Source organism: Aquincola tertiaricarbonis, assembly GCF_000969605.1.
GTDB classification, from domain to species: Bacteria; Pseudomonadota; Gammaproteobacteria; order Burkholderiales; family Burkholderiaceae_C; genus Aquincola; species Aquincola tertiaricarbonis.
The window spans coordinates 15,885-35,789 of the sequence record NZ_JZUE01000013.1 but is presented as its reverse complement, the minus strand read 5'-3'; the positions used below and the strand labels follow the sequence as shown (position 1 = coordinate 35,789).

18 protein-coding genes are annotated in these 19,905 nt (G+C 71.0%); 15 read left to right on the top strand and 3 right to left on the bottom strand.

The window, feature by feature from the left end:
• Positions 1-15 precede the first annotated feature (15 nt).
• Entirely contained in the window at positions 16-1,140 is a 1,125-nt protein-coding gene (locus tag VO99_RS17005) for a nicotinate-nucleotide--dimethylbenzimidazole phosphoribosyltransferase (RefSeq protein ID WP_046114097.1), read from the top strand.
• Positions 1,141-1,156: 16 nt separating this feature from the next.
• On the opposite strand, the gene VO99_RS30315 is transcribed toward VO99_RS17005, so the two are convergent.
• Positions 1,157-1,810, bottom strand: a complete 654-nt coding sequence (locus tag VO99_RS30315) for a type II secretion system protein N (protein ID WP_157039603.1) — start codon at positions 1,808-1,810, stop codon at positions 1,157-1,159.
• A 60-nt stretch (positions 1,811-1,870) separates the two neighbouring features.
• Between VO99_RS30315 and gspG the strand changes: the two genes are divergently transcribed.
• The 14 genes from gspG (at position 1,871) to VO99_RS16930 (ending at position 15,375) form a co-directional block, all read left to right on the top strand.
• On the top strand, positions 1,871-2,317 hold the full coding sequence (gspG, locus tag VO99_RS16995) for a type II secretion system major pseudopilin GspG (protein ID WP_046114230.1): 447 nt from the start codon (positions 1,871-1,873) through the stop codon (positions 2,315-2,317).
• Between the two features lie 7 nt (positions 2,318-2,324).
• Complete coding sequence (locus VO99_RS16990; protein WP_046114096.1) at positions 2,325-2,798, top strand: pilus assembly FimT family protein; 474 nt, start codon at positions 2,325-2,327, stop codon at positions 2,796-2,798.
• On the top strand, positions 2,795-3,163 hold the full coding sequence (gene gspI, locus VO99_RS16985) for a type II secretion system minor pseudopilin GspI (protein WP_046114095.1): 369 nt from the start codon (positions 2,795-2,797) through the stop codon (positions 3,161-3,163). Before VO99_RS16990 ends, gspI begins: the two co-directional genes overlap by 4 nt.
• Before the next feature lie 2 nt (positions 3,164-3,165).
• Positions 3,166-3,795, top strand: coding sequence for a PulJ/GspJ family protein (locus VO99_RS16980; protein WP_046114094.1), 630 nt, complete (start codon positions 3,166-3,168; stop codon positions 3,793-3,795).
• Positions 3,796-3,797: 2 nt separating this feature from the next.
• Positions 3,798-4,787 (top strand): type II secretion system minor pseudopilin GspK, encoded by a 990-nt coding sequence (gspK, locus tag VO99_RS16975; RefSeq protein ID WP_046114093.1) that lies wholly within the window; start codon positions 3,798-3,800, stop codon positions 4,785-4,787.
• An 89-nt stretch (positions 4,788-4,876) separates the two neighbouring features.
• The gene (gene gspL, locus VO99_RS16970; RefSeq protein ID WP_046114092.1) at positions 4,877-6,118 is read left to right on the top strand and encodes a type II secretion system protein GspL; all 1,242 of its coding nucleotides are present in this window, start codon (positions 4,877-4,879) and stop codon (positions 6,116-6,118) included.
• Between the two features lie 61 nt (positions 6,119-6,179).
• Positions 6,180-6,698, top strand: a complete 519-nt coding sequence (locus VO99_RS16965) for a type II secretion system protein M (protein WP_046114091.1) — start codon at positions 6,180-6,182, stop codon at positions 6,696-6,698.
• Positions 6,695-7,567: a type II secretion system protein N gene (gene gspN, locus VO99_RS16960; protein ID WP_083440676.1), complete on the top strand. Its 873-nt coding sequence runs from the start codon at positions 6,695-6,697 to the stop codon at positions 7,565-7,567. Before VO99_RS16965 ends, gspN begins: the two co-directional genes overlap by 4 nt.
• Positions 7,568-7,571: 4 nt before the next feature.
• Positions 7,572-9,812, top strand: a complete 2,241-nt coding sequence (gene gspD, locus VO99_RS16955; RefSeq protein ID WP_083440675.1) for a type II secretion system secretin GspD — start codon at positions 7,572-7,574, stop codon at positions 9,810-9,812.
• A gap of 16 nt (positions 9,813-9,828) precedes the next feature.
• Positions 9,829-11,250 carry a type II secretion system ATPase GspE gene (gene gspE / locus VO99_RS16950; RefSeq protein WP_046114090.1) on the top strand — a complete coding sequence of 474 codons (1,422 nt, stop codon included), beginning with the start codon at positions 9,829-9,831 and terminating at the stop codon, positions 11,248-11,250.
• A gap of 5 nt (positions 11,251-11,255) precedes the next feature.
• The gene (gene gspF / locus VO99_RS16945) at positions 11,256-12,482 is read left to right on the top strand and encodes a type II secretion system inner membrane protein GspF (RefSeq protein ID WP_046114089.1); all 1,227 of its coding nucleotides are present in this window, start codon (positions 11,256-11,258) and stop codon (positions 12,480-12,482) included.
• Positions 12,479-13,243 carry a GGDEF domain-containing protein gene (locus tag VO99_RS28945; protein WP_052736410.1) on the top strand — a complete coding sequence of 255 codons (765 nt, stop codon included), beginning with the start codon at positions 12,479-12,481 and terminating at the stop codon, positions 13,241-13,243. Before gspF ends, VO99_RS28945 begins: the two co-directional genes overlap by 4 nt.
• A 130-nt stretch (positions 13,244-13,373) precedes the next feature.
• Positions 13,374-14,381, top strand: coding sequence for an AAA family ATPase (locus VO99_RS16935; protein ID WP_046114088.1), 1,008 nt, complete (start codon positions 13,374-13,376; stop codon positions 14,379-14,381).
• A gap of 37 nt (positions 14,382-14,418) precedes the next feature.
• On the top strand, positions 14,419-15,375 hold the full coding sequence (locus tag VO99_RS16930; protein WP_046114087.1) for a 5'-nucleotidase: 957 nt from the start codon (positions 14,419-14,421) through the stop codon (positions 15,373-15,375).
• Between the two features lie 5 nt (positions 15,376-15,380).
• Here the strand turns inward: VO99_RS16930 and VO99_RS28940 are convergent, their stop codons facing one another.
• Positions 15,381-17,294 carry a hypothetical protein gene (locus VO99_RS28940; protein ID WP_052736409.1) on the bottom strand — a complete coding sequence of 638 codons (1,914 nt, stop codon included), beginning with the start codon at positions 17,292-17,294 and terminating at the stop codon, positions 15,381-15,383.
• A 24-nt stretch (positions 17,295-17,318) separates the two neighbouring features.
• Complete coding sequence (locus VO99_RS16920; protein ID WP_046114086.1) at positions 17,319-19,436, bottom strand: M14 family zinc carboxypeptidase; 2,118 nt, start codon at positions 19,434-19,436, stop codon at positions 17,319-17,321.
• Positions 19,437-19,905 lie beyond the last annotated feature (469 nt).

Below are 19,905 nucleotides of genomic sequence, written 5' to 3'. Positions count from 1 at the left end.
GCTTAAACTGGGTCCATGCCCGTCAACCGCTCGCTGATCTCGCCCACCTCCAGTGCCCTGCTGGAAAGTGCCCTGCGCGACAAGCTGCTGCGGCGCAGCGAGACCACCGGCAGCCTCGGCGAGCTGGAGCCGCTGGCGGTGCGGCTGGGGCTGATGCAGAACACGCTGAAGCCCCGGCTGCGCGATCCGCAGGTGGTGCTGTTTGCCTCCGACCACGGCCTGGCGGTGGACGGCCTGCACCATCCCCACCTGCGCAGCACGCGCGAGCAGGTGCTGCAGCTGCTGAGCGCGCAGCTGCCGGTGGCGGTGTTCGCACGCATCCAGGGCATGGAGCTGTCGGTGGTGGACTGCGGCGTGGCCGAGACGCTGTTGCCGCATGACCGCCTGCTGATGCGCAAGATCGCGCACGGCACGCGCAATTCCCGGGTCGGCCCGGCCATGACCACCGAGCAGGCGCATGCCGCCATCCGCGCGGGCATGGAGATCGGCGATGCGCTGCGAGGCAACCTGGTGGCCTGCGCCGGCATTGGCGTGGGCAGCCACGAGAGTGCCGCGCTGGTGCTGTCGCGGCTGAGCGATTCCTCGATACGCGAGCTGCTGATCGAAGGCCCGCAGATGAACCAGGACGACCTGGCACACCTGATGGCCATTGTGCAGGGCGCGCAGGGCCGCCACCGCGAGACGAGCGACCCGGTCGAGGTGCTGGCCGCCTTCGGCGGCTTCGAGATCGCGATGATGGTGGGCGTGATGCTGGTCTCGGCCAGCAAGCGCCACCTGGTGATGGTGGACGGCATGGCCGCCTGCGCGGCGCTGATGGTCGCCTCGCGCATCGCCGCGCCGGTGACCGACTACTGCGTGTTCTGCCGCAGCCATTCGCACCAGGGGCTGGACCAGGCGCTGGCGCTGTTCCGCGCCTCCGCGCTGCTGGAGCTGGGCATGGAAAGCACCGACGGCACCGGTGCCACGGTGGCCTGGCCGCTGCTGCGTGCTGCCGCGGCCCTGCTGACGGAGGTGGCCGAAGGGGAGGACCCGGGTCCTTCCCGCCCGCAGGTGATGGTCACTGCGGAAGGCCCGCTGACCGTGCCGGGCGACGACGCCACCCGCCCCGGCCCGCTGGACGCGCCGGACCTCCCGCTGTAAGCGCCAGGCGGCCGACTCAGTTCGTCTGCTGCCCTTCGGGCGCTTCCTGCGCCGGCTGGATGGGCTGCGCGGGCACCGGCTGCGGCAAGGGCATGCGCGAGGGCTGCTGGCCCGGCATCATCGGCGCGCCGGTCATCGGCGGCGGACGGAAGGTGGCAGCGGGCATGCCGCCCGGCGGCTGCGGCACCGAAGGCAGCGTGGTGGCGCCGTAGTCCTCCACCGGCAGCGTGCCGGTGTTGGGCGGCGGCAGCGGCGGCAGTTCCAGCCGCACCTGCGGCGGCTCGCCGCGCGGGCCCAGCACGGCGCCGCGGGCGTGCACCGCCTGCAGCACGATACCGGCCTCGATGGCCGTGCCCACGCGGTAGGCGCGGGCCGGCTTGCCGTCGACCGCGATCAAGGCCACGCCGCCGGGTCGGTCGGTGCTGCGCGGCGCGGCCACGCCCACCAGCTGGAAGCGGCTGGCCACCTCGGGCGCAAGGGGTGCGGCTTCCACGATCACCGGCTCCTGGCCGAGCACGCGGGACAGGTCGGCCGGCGGCAACGAAGCCCCGTCGGCCGGCTGGGCATGGCCCGGCACCTGCGGCGTGGCCACGAATACCCGCATGCCCCAGAACACCGCGGTGGCTGCGGTGGCTGCCCAGATTGCAAAGGCCAACAGTCGTGCCGTCATGCGGCGATTATGATCGATCGGTTTTTCGCCTCGTGCGCCGTCACCGGCCCTTTGGAAGTCATGCCCCCGACCCTGCGTTCCCACCTCCACCGCCGCCGTGCCGGCCGCGGCTTCACGCTGATCGAGCTGATGGTCGTGCTGGTGATCATCGGCGTGCTGGCCGCCTTGATCGTCCCCAACGTGCTGGACCGGGCCGACGACGCCCGCGTGACGGCAGCCCGCACCGACGTCAACAACCTGATGCAGGCGCTCAAGCTTTACAAGCTGGACAACCAGCGCTTTCCCACCGCCGAGCAGGGCCTGGAAGCGCTGGTGCGCAAGCCCACCGTGGGCACCATCCCCAACAACTGGAAGCCCTATCTGGACAAGCTGCCCAACGACCCCTGGGGCCGGCCCTACCAGTACGTCAACCCGGGCGTGAAGTCGGAGATCGACGTCTTCAGCTACGGCGCCGACGGCCAGACCGGCGGTGACGGCAACAACGCCGACATCGGCTCCTGGCAGTGAGCCCGGCATGGCACGGCAACGCCGGGCCGCTCGCGCACGCGGCTTCACGCTGATCGAGCTGATGGTGGTGGTGGCGCTGATCGCCATCGCCGTGGGCGTGGCCAGCCTGGCGCTGCGTGATGGCTCGCAGGTGCGGCTGGAGCGCGAGGCCGAGCGCCTGGCCGCGCTGCTGGAGGGCGCGCGCGCCCAGGCCCGTGCCGGCCAGCTGGCGGTGCGCTGGGAACTGAGCAGCGGCCCCAACGCGGATGGCACCGACTTCCGTTTCGTGAACCTGCCCGGCGATCCGCGCGAGCGGGTGCGCGAGATGCGCTGGATGACGCCCGGCGTCACCGCCGACATCGTGGGCAGCCGCGTGGTGGTGCTGGGCCCGGAGCCGCTGATCGGCGCCCAGCGCATCGTGCTGGGCCTGGAAGACCAGCGCATCACCCTGGCCACCGACGGCCTGGGCCCCTTTGCCATCGCCACGGACGCCGCGCCATGAACCGGCGCGCCGAGCGCGGCTTCACGCTGATCGAGGTGCTGGTGGCCCTGGTGATCGTGGCGGTGGCGGTGGGCACCGGCCTGAAGGCCGCGGCCTCGCTGACCGACAACGCGCAGCGGCTGTCGGAGGTGATGGCCGCGCAATGGTGCGCGGACAACCAGCTGGTCACCATCACCACCCGCACCGGCTCCTATCCGGGCATCGGCGAAACGCGGTTCGAATGCGAGCAGCTGGGCCGCGTGTACCGCGGCAGGCTGGTGGTGCGCGCCACCATGAATGCCGACCTGCGGGTGGTGGAGGCGGTGGTGGCCAACGAGAACGATGTCCCGCTGGTCACGCTGTCCACCGGCATGTACCGGTACTGACCATGCGGCGCCACTGCACCCGGCCTGCCCCCGGCCAGCGCGGCTTCACCCTGGTGGAGGTGCTGGTGGCGATGTTCATCATGGCCGTGATGGCGGGCATGGCGTGGCAGGGGGTGGACGCCATCTCCCGCTCGCGCACCGTGGCGCAGGCCAGCGTGGACCGCACGCTGCGCCTGGGCACAGTGCTGGCGCAGTGGCAGGCCGACCTGCAGGCGCTGCATGCCACCCGCAGCATTCCGCCGCTGTACCTGGCCAACCAGGTGGCCCGCTTCGCGCGCACCACGCCCACCGGCGTGCAGGTGGTGGTGTGGCAGGTGCGTGCCGGCCGGCTGCAGCGCTGGGCCAGCCCTTCCACCACGCGGGTGGCCGAGCTGCAGGAGTACTGGTTGCGCAGCCAGCAGCTGATGGGCAACGAGAGCGCCCAGCTCACGCTGCTGGAGGGCGTCGCCCGCTGGCAGACCTATTGCAGCGACGGCGGCCCGGGCCTGAACAACTGCGAATCCACGCAGGAATCGGCGGTGCCGCTGGCGGTGCGGCTGGAGATGCAGCTGCAGGGCGAGCTGAGCGGCCAGGTGACGCGCGACACTGCGCTGCCGCGCATTCCGCTGCCGGGCGTGCAAGCCACCAACTGACCATGCGCCAGCTGCCGCTCCGCCACCTGTCTAGACAACCGCGCCGCCGCCAGCATGGCGCGGCGCTGCTGATGGCCATGATCATCCTCACGCTGGTGGCCACGCTGGCGGCCGGCATGATGTACCAGCAGGACCGCGCCATCCGGGTGGAGGCCGCCGAGCGGGCACATGAGCAGACGGCCCGCGTCGCGCGCGGTGCGCTGGAGATGGCACGCTGGATCCTGCGCCGCGACACGGTGAGCAGCGCGGCCACCGACCACCTGGGCGAAGGCTGGGCCACCCGGCTGCCCGAGACGGAGCTGTCGTCCCTGATCGCCGGCAACGACCGCTCGCCCACCGAGCAGCCGGTGATGCGTGCCTTCGTGCGTGGCGGCATCACCGACGTGCAGGGCCGGCTGAACCTCTACAACCTGGTGACCGACAAGAACGAGCTGGACCCGCTGCAGCACAACGCGTTGCGGCGGCTGTGCAGCAACGCGGGGCTGCCGGCCGAGATGGCCGACCGCATCGCCGAAGGCCTGCTGCGGGCCTGGTCGCAGCAGGCGGTGCAGCCGGATGCAGCGGTGGCACCGGTGCACCTGTCGCAGCTGAGCTGGCTGGGCGTGGAGCCCGGCGCCATCAAGGCGCTGCGGCCCTGGGTGGACATCCTGCCGGTGCGCACGTCGCTGAACATCAACACCGCGCCGGCGATGGTGCTGAGTGCTGCGCTCAACATCGACATCGGCAGCGCGCAGCGGCTGGAGCAGGAACGCAGCCGCTCGCCAGGCAACAAAGGGTTCGAGAACACCGCGCGCATCACCGAGATCCTGGGCAAGGAGGTGCTGGAAAAGACCATCGCACTGGATGTGAAGTCCAACTGGTTCGAGGTGGATGCTTCCCTGCGCATCGGCGACGAATACTCCCGCCAGGCATGGCTGCTCGAGCGCACGCCGCGCACGGTGGTCGTGCGCCGCGAGGAACGCCGGGCCCTCGACGAGACCTTCGGCTCATGATGCACGCTGCGGCGAGCACCAAGCAGAAACGGAATCGCTTTCCTTTTCCAATTGCTGCTGTCATTCAAAGACGTTAGCCTCAGGCACCCATGTCCATTCTTGTTGTCAAGATCCCGCCCCGCGACCGTCTGCAGCCGGGGCGCGCCGAGCCGGTGGAGCGAACGGCCAGTGAATACGCCTACGTGCTGAGCAGCGATGGCCTGGCCGTGTCCGGTGCCGGGCGCTGTGCGCCGGCGCTGCTGCCCAAGGCCGACACCGTGGTGGCCGTGCTGGCCGACACCGACGTGAGCTGGCAGCGCATCACCTTGCCGCGTGCGCCGGCCGCCCGCCTGCGCGCCGCGCTGGTGGGCGTGCTGGAGGAAGCCCTGCTGGAGGATGCCGAGGCGCTGCACCTGGCGGTGGCGCCCGGCGCGGCCGCCGGCCAGCCCACCTGGATCGCGGCCATGCCGCGTGCCTGGCTGGCGCTGCACCTGGCCACGCTGGAGACCGCGGGCCTCAGCGTGGAGCGGGTGCTGCCGGCGGCCTGGCCCGACGAAGCGGCGCTGGGCCACTTGGCGGAACCGTTGCAGGGCGATGCCGATGCCGCGCCGGTGCTCACCTGGGCCGATGCCGATGGCGTGCTCACCCTGGGCCTGAACGGCGGCCTCGCAAGGCAGATGCTGCCGCAATGGCAGGCCACCGCGGCCCGCTGGAGTGCCACGCCGGGCGCTGCCGGCGCCGCCGAGCAATGGCTGGGCGCGCCGGTGCAGGTGCTGTCGGACGACGAGCGTGCGCTGCAGGCGGTGCGCTCCCGCTGGAACCTGCGGCAGTTCGACCTGGCGCCCCGGCACCGCGGCATGCAGGCTGTGCGGGAGGCGTGGCGCCGCTTCATGAGCCCCGCCTTCCGGCCGGTGCGCTGGGGCCTGGCATCGCTGGTGGTGGTGCAGATCGTGGGCCTGAACCTGTGGGCCTGGCATGAACGGGGAGAGATCGAAAGCCGCCGCCTGGCGATGCTGCAGGTGCTGCGCACCGCGCATCCGCAGGTGCGGGCGGTGCTGGATGCGCCGCTGCAGATGGCGCGCGAGACCGAGCAACTGCGCGTGGCCGCAGGCAAGCCGGGCGAGACCGACCTGGAGGGCCTGCTGAACGTGGCGGCATCGGCCTGGCCGGTGGGCGCGGCGCCGGCCGCTTCACTGCGCTTCGAGCCCGGCCGGCTCAGCTTCACCGCGCTGGACTGGGGCCCGCAGCAGATCGAGGAGTTCCGCGGCCAGCTGCGGCCCGCGGGCTGGCAGGTGGAAGAGTCCGCCGGCACCCTCACCGTCAGCCGCGCACCCACGGGGCGCACGTCATGAGCCACATCCACCTCAGGGCCCTCGGGCGGCCCGGCTTCTCCCCGAGCGGGAGGCAGACGTCATGAATGCCGTCCTCACCCCCGCCCAAGGCGGCCTGGCCGCGGTGCGTGCACAGCTGCGGGCGCGCTGGCGCAGCCTGGGGCAGCGGGAGCGCCGGCTGATCGCCGCGCTGGCGCTGGTCGTTGGCGTGGCGCTGGTGTGGCTGCTGTTCGTGCAGCCGGCCTGGACCACGCTGCGCACCGCGCCGGCCGAGATCGATCGGCTGGAAGCCCAGCTGCAGCAGATGCGCCGCGAGGCCGCCGAGAGCGAGCAGCTGCGCGCCGCGCCCCGGCTGAACCTGGCGCAGGCCAGCGAAGCCCTGCGCGCCAGCACCGAACGGCTGGGCGACGTCGGCAAGCTGCAGGTCATCGGCGACCGCGCCACGCTCACGCTGGCCAATGCCAACGGCGAGCAGCTGCGGCGCTGGCTGGCCGAGGCCCGCAGCGGCGCCCGCGCGCGGCCGGTGGAAGCGAACCTGACCCGTGGCCCGCAAGGCCATTCCGGCACGCTGGTGGTGGCGCTGCCGGGCAGCAATCCATGACGCGCTGGAACGCGCTTCGTCCACGCCGCGCCGCCCGCCTGCCGGCGACGCTGGCCATGCCCGAGACCGGCCGGCCGCACCGCGCGCGCCGCTGGGCGGTGCTGGGCGCCACCCTGGGCCTGCTGGCCGGCGTGGTGGCCTTCGCGCCGGCGGCCTGGCTGTCGCGGGCCCTGTCATCGGCCACCGACGAGCACCTGCTGCTGACGCAGACCCGCGGCACCGTGTGGTCCGGCAGCGCGCTGCCGGTGTTCACCGCCGGGCCGGAAAGCCGCACCGCGCTGTCGCTGCCCGGCCGGCTGGAATGGTCGCTGCACTGGCACGGCCGCACGCTGGAGCTGCAGGTGCGCCAGCCCTGCTGCCTGGCCGCGCCGCTGGTGCTGCAGCTGCGCCCCGGCCTGGGCCAGATGCAGGTGACGGTGCTGCCGCCGCCCAACGGCGGCCTGGTGGGTCAATGGCCGGCGGCCTGGCTGGCCGGCCTGGGCACGCCCTGGAACGCGGTGCAGCTCAGCGGCACCGTGCGCCTGCGCACACCGGGCCTGACCATTGAACAGGTGGCCGGCCGCACCCGCTTCACCGGCGAAGCCACGCTGGAACTGGGCAATGCGGCCACGCCGCTGGCCCCGCTGGACACGCTGGGCAGCTACCAGGTGCTGCTGCGCGGCGACGCCGCCAGCGGCGCCGCGTCCACAATCACGCTCACCACGCTCGAAGGCGCGCTGCAGGCCAGCGGCCAGGGGCAGTGGGGCGAAGGGCGGCTGCGTTTTCGCGGCGAACTCCGGGCTGCCGAAGGCCAGGAGGGGGCGCTGTCCAATCTGCTGAACATCGTCGGGCGACGCCAAGGTGCGTCGTCCGTCATCTCGATCGGATGACTTCATGAATTATCGAGTCCACGCGCTGGTGGGCGCCCTGGCCTGTGCCGGCATGGTGCTGCCGCCGCCGCTGCTGGCCCAGCAGCCCACCCGCCCCGCTTCGGCCGCCGCCGCGCGGGCCAGCACGCCCGTCACGCTGAACTTCGTCAATGCCGACATCGAGGCGGTGACCCGCGCCATCGGCGCCATCCTGGACCGCCAGTTCCTGGTGGATCCGCGCGTCAAGGGCACCATCACCGTCTACAGCGACCAGCCGGTGCCCGTCACCGTGGCCTACCAGAACTACCTGGCCGCGCTGCGCGGCCTGGGCTTCGCGGTGGTGGAAAGCGGCGGCCTGCTCAAGGTGGTGCCGGAGGCCGATGCCAAGCTGCAGACCGGCACCGTCACCATCGGCCAGGGCCAGCCGCGCGGCGACCAGGTCATCACGCAGATCTTCAAGCTGAGCCACGAGAACCCCAACAACCTCGTGGCCATCCTGCGGCCGCTGATCAGCGCCAACAACACCATCAACGCCAACCCCAGCAACAGCACGCTGGTCATCACCGACTACGCCGACAACCTGCAGCGGCTGGGCCGCATCATCTCGGCGCTGGACCAGCCGGCCAACACCGACATCGAAGTGGTGCCGCTGCAGCATGCGGTGGCCAGCGACATGGCGGCGCTGGTGCAGCGGCTGGCCGACGGCGGCGGCGGCGCGGCGGTGCCGGGCGTGCCGGTGGCCCCCGGCGGCGCCGGTGCCGGCAGCGGTTCGGTGCTGGCCGATCCGCGCAGCAACTCGCTGATCGTGAGGGCGGCCAACCCGGTGAAGCTGGCGCAGATCCGCTCCATCATCCAGCGCCTGGACCAGCCGATGAAGAGCGGCGGCCCCGCCGGCAACATCTGGGTGGTGTACCTGAAGAATGCCGACGCGGTGAAGCTGGCCACGGTGCTGCGCGCCGCCTTCTCGCCCAACAGCGGCGGCGGTGGCGGCAGCAGCGGCCTGTCCAACACCGGCAATGCCGGCACCGGCGCACTCAGCGGCCTGCAGAACACCGGCGGCCTGTCCAGCAGCAACAGCCTCGGCGGCGGCGGCAGCAGCGGCAGCAGCGGTGGCCTGGGCAACTCCGCGGCCACGGCGCCGCTGCAGGCCTCCCAGGGGCCTTCCACCGGCGGCTTCATCCAGGCCGACCCGTCGACCAACTCGTTGATCATCACGGCGCCCGAGCCCCTGTACAGACAGGTGCGCGCGGCCATCGACCAGCTGGATTCGCGCCGCGCGCAGATCTATGTCGAGTCGATGATCGTGAAGGTGAACGCAGAGAAGCTGGGCCAGTTCGGCGTGCAGTGGCAGCACCTGTTCGGCAACACGGGCGACAGCACGCTGCTGGGCCTGGGCACCAACTCCTCGGTGGGCGGCAACAACATCCTGGCGCTGACGGCGGCCACCGCGGGCGGCGTGCAGGGCGTGGCGGGTGCGGTGGGCTCCATTGCCAGCGGCCTGAACGTCGGCGTGATCCGCAAGATCGGCAGCACCTTCACGCTGGGCGCGGTGGCGCACTTCCTCGAGAACAACGTCGGCGCGAACCTGCTGTCCACGCCCAACCTGATCTCGCTGGACAACGAAGAGGCCAAGATCGTCATCGGCCAGAACGTGCCCTTCGTCACCGGCACCTATGCCAACACCGGCGGCAGCAGCACGGTCACGCCGTTCCAGACCATCGAGCGGCAGGACGTGGGCCTGACGCTGCGCATCAAGAGCCAGATCGGCGAAGGCGGCACCATCCGCATGACGATCTACCAGGAGAACTCGTCGGTGCTGTCCACCAGCTCCACCGCCGGCCCCACGACGGACAAGAGCAGCATCGAGACCAGCGTGGTGGTGGACGACGGCCAGATCATGGTGCTGGGCGGCCTGCTGAAGGACGAGTACACCGACGGCGAGGACCGCATCCCCGGCCTGAGCGGCCTGCCGGTGGTGGGCAACCTGTTCCGCAACGAGCAGCGCAAGCGCGTGAAGACCAACCTGATGGTGTTCCTGCGCCCGGTGGTCATCCGCGACCAGGCCACTGCCAATTCGCTGACCATCGACCGCTACGAATCCATCCGCGCGCTGCAGCAGAGCGGCCAGCCCACGCCCAGCGTGGTGATCCCGGTGAACGAGGCGCCGGTGCTGCCCGCCTTGCCGCCGCAGCCGGCCGCCCCCGTGCCGGCACCGCTGGGCCAGGGCGTGCTGCCGCCGGAAGGCGCGGCCTCCGCGCCGCGCTGAACATCAAGGAGTCGCGATGAGCGCGAGGCACCCCCTTCCGTATGCCTTTGCCAAGGCCCATACGCTGCTGCTCGAAGACAACGGCGAGCAGCTGACGCTGTACTGCGGCGACACCTCGCCGGCCACCGCGCTGTCGGAAGTGGTGCGGCTGTACGACATCGCCGCCTTCGAGCGCGAGCCCAGCGCCACGCTGTCGCAGCGCATCGCCAGCGCCTATGCCGGCGGCGAATCCAGCGCCGCCACGGTGGTGGGCGAAGTGGAAAGCGCGGTCGACCTGAGCCGGCTGATGCAGGACCTGCCCGCGGTGGAAGACCTGCTGGAAGCGGCCAACGACGCGCCCATCATCCGCATGCTGAATGCGCTGCTGACGCAGGCCGCGAAGGACGGCGCCAGCGACATCCACATCGAGCCCTACGAGCGCAGCAGCTCGGTGCGCTTCCGGGTGGACGGCACGCTGCGCGAGGTGGTGCAGCCCAACCGCGCGCTGCATGCGGCGCTGATCTCGCGGCTGAAGATCATGGCCGAGCTGGACATCGCCGAGAAGCGCATGCCGCAGGACGGCCGCATCAGCCTGCGCATCGGCGGCCGCGCCATCGACGTGCGGGTGTCCACCCTGCCCAGCGCCCACGGCGAGCGCGCGGTGCTGCGGCTGCTGGACAAGACCGAATCCAAGTTCACGCTGGAAGGCCTGGGCATGAGCGGCGACGTGCTCTCGGCCTTCGACCGCCTGATCAAGCAGCCGCACGGCATCGTGCTGGTCACGGGCCCCACCGGCTCGGGCAAGACCACCACGCTGTACGCCTCGCTGGCCCGGGTGGACACCAGCACCACCAACGTGCTGACGGTGGAAGACCCGATCGAATACGAGCTGCCGGGCATCGGCCAGACGCAGGTCAACGCCAAGATCGACCTCACCTTCGCCAAGGCCCTGCGCGCCATCCTGCGCCAGGACCCGGACGTGATCATGATCGGCGAGATCCGCGACTTCGAGACCGCGCAGATCGCCATCCAGGCCTCGCTCACCGGCCACCTGGTGCTGGCCACGCTGCACACCAATGACGCGCCCAGCGCCGTCACCCGCCTGACCGACATGGGGGTCGAGCCCTTCCTGCTCAGCTCCAGCCTGCTGGGCGTGCTGGCCCAGCGCCTGGTGCGCAAGCTGTGCCCGGCCTGCAAGCGGCAGGACGAGCATGGCCAGTGGCACCCGGTGGGCTGCCCGGCCTGCAGCATGAGCGGCTACAAGGGCCGCACCGGCGTGTACGAGCTGATGGCCGCCGACGGCAAGGTGAGCGCGCTGATTCACGAACGCGCCGCCGAGAGCGAGCTCACCGCCGCTGCGCGCACCACCGGCCTGCGCTCCATGCGCGAGGACGGCGACCGGCTGGTGGCTGCGGGCATCACCTCGCCCGAAGAAGTGGTGCGCGTCACGCGCTCGTAGCACCGATGCCTGCCTACCGCTTCGAGGCGCTGGACGCCGCCGGCAAGCAGTCCACCGGCCTGCTGGAGGCCGACAACGCCCGCGCCGCGCGTGCGCAGCTGCGGGCGCAGCAGCTGGTGCCGCTGGCCGTCACGCAGGTGGGTGCGCAGGCCACCACCTCCACGTTGGAAGGCGGCGGCGCGCGGGCCGGCCGGCGGGTGTTCAACAGCACCGGCCTGGCGGTGTGGACGCGCCAGCTGGCCGGCCTGGTGGGCTCCGGCCTGCCGCTGGAACGCGCGCTCACCGCGCTGGCCGACGAGGCCGACGACAACCGCCAGCGCGAGCTGGTGGCCCACCTCAAGAGCGAGGTGAATGCCGGCGCCAGCTTCGCCCGCGCGCTGGCCAGCGCGCCCAAGGACTTCGACGACGTGTACCGCGCCGTGGTGGCCGCCGGCGAGCAGAGCGGCGCGCTGGGCATCGTGCTGGAGAAGATGGCCGACGACCTGGAGGAACGCCAGGCACTGCGGGCCAAGCTGATCGGCGCGGCGCTGTATCCGGCCATCGTGTCGCTGATCGCGGTGGTGATCGTCATCTTCCTGGTGACCTACGTGGTGCCGCAGGTGGCCTCCGTCTTCACCAACAGCAAGCGGGCGCTGCCGGGCCTGACGGTGGCCATGCTGGCCATCAGCGACTTCGTGCGCCACCAGGGCTGGATCGCGCTGCTGGCACTGCTGGGCGGCGCCGGCGCGCTGTTCGTGGCGCTGCGCAACGAGGGCTTCCGCGAGCGCTTCGATGCCGGCTGGCTCACGCTGCCGCTGATCGGCCGCCTTTCGCGCGGCTACAACGCGGCGCGCTTCGCCAGCACGCTGGCCATGCTGGCCGGCGCGGGCGTGCCCATCCTGAAGGCGCTGCAGGCGGCGGCGGAGACGCTGTCCAACCGCGCGATGCGCGCCGATGCGATGGATGCGCTGGTGCGGGTGCGCGAAGGTGCGCCGCTGGCCTCGGCCATGGCCGGCAAGAAGCGCTTTCCCGGCCTGCTGTCGATGTTCGCCCGGCTGGGCGAGCAGACCGGCACCCTGCCCGCCATGCTGGGCCGCGCCGCCGCGCAGATGAGCGCGGAGGTGCAGCGCCGCGCCATGGCGCTGGCCACGCTGCTGGAGCCGCTGCTCATCGTGGCGATGGGCCTGGTGGTGATGCTCATCGTGCTGGCGGTGCTGCTGCCCATCATCCAGCTCAACACCTGGGTCAAGTGAGCGCCGCGGCCGCCAGCCCGTACCGGCACTGGCTGCTGCGCCTGGGCCCGCGCGGCGCGGCGCTGCTGGCGGTGCTGCTGGCCGCGCCGCTGGCCGCCCTGATCGCCGCCGCCGTGCTGGCCCTGGCCCGGGTGCCGGTGGACGCCTGGGCCTGGCCGCTGCTGGGCGCCGCCCTGCCCGCCACACTGGCCGCGCCCTCGGCCGCCCGCCTGCTGGTGCGGCTGCTGCATGAGCTGGAAGAGGCCCGCGGCGAAGCCGAGCGGCTGGCACTGATCGACCCGCTGACCGGCGTGGCCAGCCGCCGCCAGTTCTTCCAGTTCGCGGAAGCCGAATTCGCGCGCAGCCGGCGCGCGCAGGTGCCGATGCCGGTGCTGGTGATCGACCTCGACGGCCTTCGCCACATCAACGATGCGCATGGCCATGCCGCCGGCGACCAGGTGCTGCTGGCCGTGGCCGGCGCCTGCCGCGGCGACCTGCGCGACTACGACACCCTGGCCCGACACGGCGGCGACAGCTTCGCCGTGCTGCTGCCGCACACCGGCAGCGACACCGCGGTGACCATCGCCGAGCGGGTGCGCACCGCCGTCGCCGGCCTGGTGCTGCCGCTGGCCGGCGTGGCCGAGCCGCCCGCCCTGCGGGTGACGGTGGGCGTGGCCACCGCCGTGGCCGGGAACGCCGATTCGGTAGACGACCTGATGGAGCAGGCCGAGCAGGCCTTGTCCCGCGCCCAGCAGGCCGGGCGCAATCGGGTGGGGACCTGAAGCGCCACGGAACACCGGGCGCGATACTTGCTCCCAGCAACAAGGCAATTGCGGTGTGTTTGCGCCGTTGATCGCCCCCTGGGGTGGTCTCGGCTGCGCTGCAATCAAGCTGCACAGCAAGGAGGCTTCCATGGGCGACCTGTCACCCGCCACCGACCTGGTTCCGGTCCCGTCCGGAACATCGATCCCGCTCGCGCAGATGCGCAGCGTCTACCGCGTCGACGACGTGGAACGCAAGCTGGCCAAGCTGCCCGCCAAGGAGCATGAAAGCCTGCGCTCCACCTACGAGCGCATGCTGGAAAAAGGCGCGCAGCGCTTCCAGGTGAAACCGTCCGGCCTGCCGGCGATGGAACACCTGTACGGCGAGCTGCCCAACTTCCATGACGCGCTGGACGACGTGAAGCGCCAGCTGGCCCTGTGCCACGACAGCCGCGACGCGCTGGAGATCATGCCGATGCTGCTGCTGGGCCCGCCCGGCGTGGGCAAGACCCACTTCGCGCGGGAGGTGGCGCAGCTGCTGGGCACCGGCATGGGCTTTGTCTCCATGAGCAGCCTGACCGCCGGCTGGGTGCTGTCCGGCGCCTCGTCGCAATGGAAGGGTGCGCGGCCGGGCAAGGTGTTCGAGACGCTGGTGGACGGCGCCTACGCCAACCCGGTGATGGTGGTCGACGAGATCGACAAGGCCCGCGGCGAGCATGCCTACGACCCGCTGGGCGCGCTCTACGGCCTGCTGGAGCACGACACCGCGCACAGCTTCACCGACGAGTTCGCCGAGGTGCCGATCGACGCCAGCCAGGTGATCTGGGTGGCCACCGCCAACGACGAGCGGGCCATCCCCGAGCCCATCCTCAACCGCATGAACGTGTACGAGGTGCAGGCGCCCGACCGCGATGCGGCACGCAGCATTGCGCTGCGGCTGTACACCGGCATCCGCGGTGCGCACGATTGGGGCCGGCGCTTCGAGCCGGAGCCCATCGACGCGGTGCTGGAGCGCATGTCGGAGATGGCGCCGCGCGAGATGCGCCGCGCCTGGATGGCCGCCTTCGGCAATGCCCGGCTGGACAAGCGCGACCGCATCGAGCTGCGCGACCTGCCCGGCGCCAACCCGCGCCGCGCGCGGATCGGCTTCCACCACTAGGCGCCTGCGCACATGGCGTGGTCCTTATGATCACGCCATGCCTGCCACCCTCGACGGCCGCCTGGTGGTGGCCCTTTCCTCCCGCGCGCTGTTCGACTTCGAGGAAGAGAACCGCATCTTCGAGGCGCACGACGACCGCGCCTACATGCAGCTGCAGCTCGAGCGGCTCGAGCAGCCGGCGCGGCCCGGCGTGGCCTTCTCGCTGGTGCACAAGCTGCTGGCCTTCAATGGCGACGATCCCACGCGGCGGCTGACCGAGGTCGTCATCCTCTCGCGCAACGATCCCGTCTCGGGCATGCGGGTGTTCCGCTCGGCGCAGCACTACGGCCTGCCCATCGAGCGCGGCGTGTTCACCCGCGGGGAGAGCCCCTGGCGCTACCTGCGGCCGCTCAACGCCCACCTGTTCCTGTCGACCAACGAGGCGGACGTGCGCTCGGCGCTGGAAGCCGGCGTGCCGGCGGCGCGGGTGTTCCCGCATTCGAAGCGCGCTTCCGACGCCCATCCGAACGAGGTGCGCATCGCCTTCGACGGCGATGCGGTGCTGTTCTCCGACGAGGCGGAGCGGGTGTTCCGCGACGGCGGGCTGCACGCCTTCCAGCTGCATGAGCGCGAGCATGCGGTCACGCCGCTGGCCGCCGGCCCGTTCAAGCCGCTGCTGATGGCGCTGCAGAACCTGCAGCAACAGGCGCCGGCCACCGGCATGCGCATCCGCACCGCGCTGGTCACGGCGCGCAGTGCGCCGGCGCATGAACGCGCCATCCGCACGCTGATGGACTGGCACATCGATGTCGATGCCGCGATGTTCCTCGGCGGGCTGCCCAAGGGCGAGTTCCTGCGCGAGTTCGAGCCCGACTTCTTCTTCGACGACCAGACCGGCCACATCGAGAACGCGGCGAGCCACGTGCCGGCGGGGCACGTGGCCTCGGGCGTCACCAACCTGCTGGTGGCGCCGCTGCCGGGCGCCACGCTGGTGCGGCCGCCCGAGCCTGTCTAGACAAGCTAGACCGGTGCCACGCAGCGCGCGGTGTTGTTGCCCGTGGCGGCGGCCGTGGGCCGGGCCACCGGTGTGTAGCTCACCACGCTGCCGGGCACGCCCACGTTCAGCCGGCGCTGGTCATAGCCGGCCGAGGCATTCACGCTGCTGCCGATGACGAACTGCTTGAGCTTGCCGTCGGCCGGGTCCACCGAGGTGAAGTCACGCACCGCGCCGTTGTCGGCCGCCGTGTTGCAGGCTGCCGTCAGGTCGCTGCCGGTGGGCGCCTGGAAGAAGCCCAGCACGTCGTTGGGTCCCCGCACGTACAGGAACTGCAGCCGGTTGGCGCCGCCAACGCTCACGGTGCGGCTGAAGTACCGGCCCGACCACAGGCGCGAACGCGTGGCTTCCGACAGGCCCGTCACCGCCTTGGCGCCGGCGGGCGTGCCCAGCTTCACCAGCCGCAGGCCGGTCATGGAGAAGCTGCCGTCCGGCTGTACCGTGCCCACGCCCGGGTTGCTGGGAATGGCCAGGTTGCCGTTGAAGGCCACCGTGGTCTCGCCGAAGTTCACCACCGTGCTGCCCGCCGCTTCGCGAGCGTAGGCGCCCTTGCGCATGCCGGCCGACTTGGCGGTCTCCAGCGGGCTGGCGGTGCCGGTCTGCGGGTCGTTCTGGTAGTAGAAGGTGCTGTGCACGTAGGTGCCGTCACCGAACATCACCAGCACCTCGGGCTCGCTGCTGCCGTCCGGCCGCACCCAGGCGCCCACCAGCGGATCGGTGGCGCTGGCCACGCGGGTGAGGCTCAGGCCATTGGGGCCGGTGAGCGTGTCGCCGGCCACCGTCACGCCGGTGACGGCGCCCGCCTTCGGGCCCGACACCTCCTGCGCCTCGATCACCGTGGTGGTGAGCGTGCCGGCCGCATAGCTGTAGCGGCCATAGCGGTAGCCAAAGCCGTTGTCGAACTGCGTGGCCGTGGTGGGCGCGCTGGTTTCGATGACGCGATGCACGTAGGTGCCGTCGCCGGCAAACACATACAGCTCCTTCACGCTCTCGCCGGTGGGCAGCGTGCTGGTGCCCGTCCAGGCGCCTTCGATCGGCGCGGCGGCCGTCTTGGCGGCCGCGGCCGCACTGGCGGCCAGCGTGGCAGGCGTGGGCACCAGGCTGTCCTTCACCGCAGTGAACAGCGTGCCGCGCTGCTCGGCCGTGAGCGGCGCCGACACCTGCGCCGCCACCTGCTGCAGCGAGCCGGTGGCCACCATCCCCAGCGCGCTGCTGGCAGCCTTGCCGGTGAGGCCGGAGGTGGCCGCTGTCTCGGCAAAGCCGCGTGCCAGCAGCTGGGCCACGCCATACATCTTGGCCCGCTTGGTGGCCTGCGCCGCCACCTCGTCGGCCACCGGCAGGAAGCTGTCGTACACCGTCAGGCCGCCCACGTCGCCGGCGATGCCCACCATGCGGTCCAGCAGGTCGCGCTCGGCCTGCACCAGGTTCTCGGCGCGGCCGCCGTCCAGCTCGGACACCAGCAGCGTGGTGTAGGGCGTGATCACCGCGCCCTTGCCGGCCGGCGCCGCCAGGGTGTAGCCCTGGGTGATGGCGCCGTAGTCGGCATCGGTGGTGGTGCCGGCGGTGGCCACGGCCAGCACCGTGTGCAGCGGCAGCTTCGCCTCCTCGGCCGTCAGCGTGAACTTGCCGTCGGCGGCGGTGGTGGTGCTGGGCTCGTCGGCATCGCAGGCGCGGTTATCGTCGAGGTCCAGGCACACCCTGGCATTGGCCAGCGCGCCGTCCAGCACCACGCCGCTGAGCTGCGCGGTGGGCGCAGGCGGCGGCGGTGCAGTGTTGTTGTCATCATCGCCGTCGCCGCCACAGGCGGCCAGCGACAGCACAGAAGCGGCGACCGATGCGCGGCACAGCGCGTTCAGCAGGCGCTTGTTTGTCAGATTCATGGCTTGTCCTCGTGTTCTTGGAGATCAGTGGTTGCGGCGGCGACGCAGGCCGGCGATCGCGCCCAGGCCGGCGGCCAGGGCGGCCAGGTCGAACCAGCCCAGCGCACCACCGCCGCTGTCGTCGTCATCCGCGTCGGCCGGCGCGGCCGTCACGTCGAGGAAGGCGGCCGACACCGCACCGGGCTTGCCGTCGGCATTGGTGCCCTGCACGTAGACCATGTGTCGCCCCGCAGGCAGGCCCGTGGTGTCGATCTCACCGGTGGCGGTCTTGGTGGCATCGGGGAAGTCGGAGCGGGCCTGGGCGGATTCGCTCAGCTTCATTTCCACTCCCACGGCGCCGGCTTCCCACGGCAGCTTGTTGACGTAGGCCTTGGCGCTGGCGATGTTGTAGACCACCGGATACGGCGGCGGCTTGATGGTCGACTGGCCGGCGTTGCTGTAGCGGTAGCGGTTGTCGTCCACGGTGGCGGTCACCGCCACCTTGTTGCCGGACTGCACCGAGCTGGCACCCATCACCACGTTGACGGTGTCGGGGCCGAAGGGCAGCTTGTACACGCGGTGCAGCACACGGCTCAGGTAGTGGAAGCCGTTGAAGTTCTCGGGGTAGGTCTCACGCTCGAAGACGCCGCAGTCCTCGTAGAAGGAGCGACCCATCTCCACCGTGTAGGCCGGCGCGCCCAGGTAGCCGTAGGCAGCGTCCTTGGTGGTGCCCTCGGTGTTGTAGCTCAGCAGCTGCTGCGACGAATAGTTGTTGTGGTACGCCAGGCGCTGCGCGATGACGGCCATGCCCTTGTTGTTGGGCGTGTGGGTGTTGAAGTCGTTCTCGGTGCGCTCCACGCCCCAGGGCCACAGCACCGCGCGGGCATTGCTGTGCAGGTCGATGAACACGCCGCCGCCGTACTCGTCGCTGGCGCCGGTCTTCCAGTCGAGCTCGCCGGTGTTGCTGCTGCGGTTCTCGGGGTTGCAGTACTCCGCGCTCTTCGGTCGGCCGTCGGGCAGCGCGCCGCCTTCCCACTTGCAGGCCGCCTGGTTCCACGTGCCACGCATGTAGTTCAGCACGGCCTGGGTCTCGGGCTCGGAAGCCGGGGTGACGCCGCGGTAGGTGGCGCCGCACACATTGCTGTCCGAGCCTCCCGTTCCGCCCGTGGCCCAACCGAATGGATAGTTGCGGTTGAGATCGACGCCCGAATCAAGGGTCCTCGGGATCCCGTCGCTACCCGCCGTTGTGCATTCCGCTGTTTCGTAATTGATGTTCTTGCGCTGACGGGCGTTCGCGTCCTGCTCGGCCAACTTGCGGCCGTCAGGGTTATGCACGATGAAGTGGTAGCGGTTGGTGTCGACCATCATGCGGGCATTGGCATCGGACTCGTAGTTGGCCAGCAGCCACTCGATGAACTTCATGCCAACTTCCTGCGGAGCATATTCACGCGCGTGGATGCCGCCGGTCCACACCATGTTTGGCGGCCGCTCCGTCTGCGCGTCCTGCTTCTCGAAGTTGCCGACGATGATGGCCTTGATCGGGCTCGCATCGGCGGGCAGCAAGGCCTTGTCGAACAACGCAAGCGCGGACTCGGGAAGGTACTTCGTCAGCAGGTCGTAGAAGGTAGGCCGGCTGGTAGCCGACTTGTCCTGCTCCGCGCCTATCCAGCTCTTGCCCAGCGTCTGGATCTTCACCAGCTTGGGGTACTTCGCCGCCAGTTCGTCGTAGGTCTGGTAGATCTGCTCCACCGTGCGGTAGCAGGCATGCACGCCGTTGGCGATGCTGCTCGGCTTGGCCACGCCCAGCGCGCGCGCGATGCCGCCGGACTTCACGTCCTGGGCGCGCGACTGGATGAAGTGCTGGATGCGGGCGGTTTCGGCCTCGTTGATCTGCGGTGCCATGCCGGCGGCCTTCAAGGCCTCCATCTCGGCCGGCGCCACCTCGGCATGGATCTGCATCTTCTTCTGGTCGACGTACGGATGGTCGAGCAGCTTGGTGGCGAAGGCCAGCTGGTTCTCGTTGGCATACGGCACGATGATCGACAGGACCGCACCCCCGTCGTCATGGGCATGCGAGTCCGCGGTGTGCGCCGGCATCGCCATGCTGGCAAAGGCCAGCGCCAGCGCTGCGGACAGCTTCGAGGGGCAGGTCGGCTTGAACATCAGTTCCCATCTCCAAGGCTATGGAACGACACCGCAACGGCATCGACGGCCGGGCGGCCGATGGGCACTGCATTGCTCGAACTGTGCCAAGTGCTTCACGATGCTTCACAGCGCCTTCACGCTGCATCGCAGCAGTGCCGCTCCACTTGTCTAGACAACTCGGGCACTGCACACCGTGTTTGCCTATGACAGCCAAGTGACAGGCGGGCTGCAGGGCCGGCCGCTTGCGGCGGCCCCGGATGCCTTGGCAGGCCTTGCCGGCCGGCCGTTACCGGCGGCGTGCCTCAGGCGGTTTTCCGACACCTGCCGCCAGGGCGCGACGGATTTCCGTCCGGCCCGCGCGACCGCTGCAGAGCAGGTCGTGCCGCCAGGGCCGGCATGGCGGTCGGCAGCCAAGGGATATCCCTGGGAAAGCGGCTGCACGTCCCCCCGCCCGGCGCTGGCACGCCTCGTGCACACAATGCGTCCG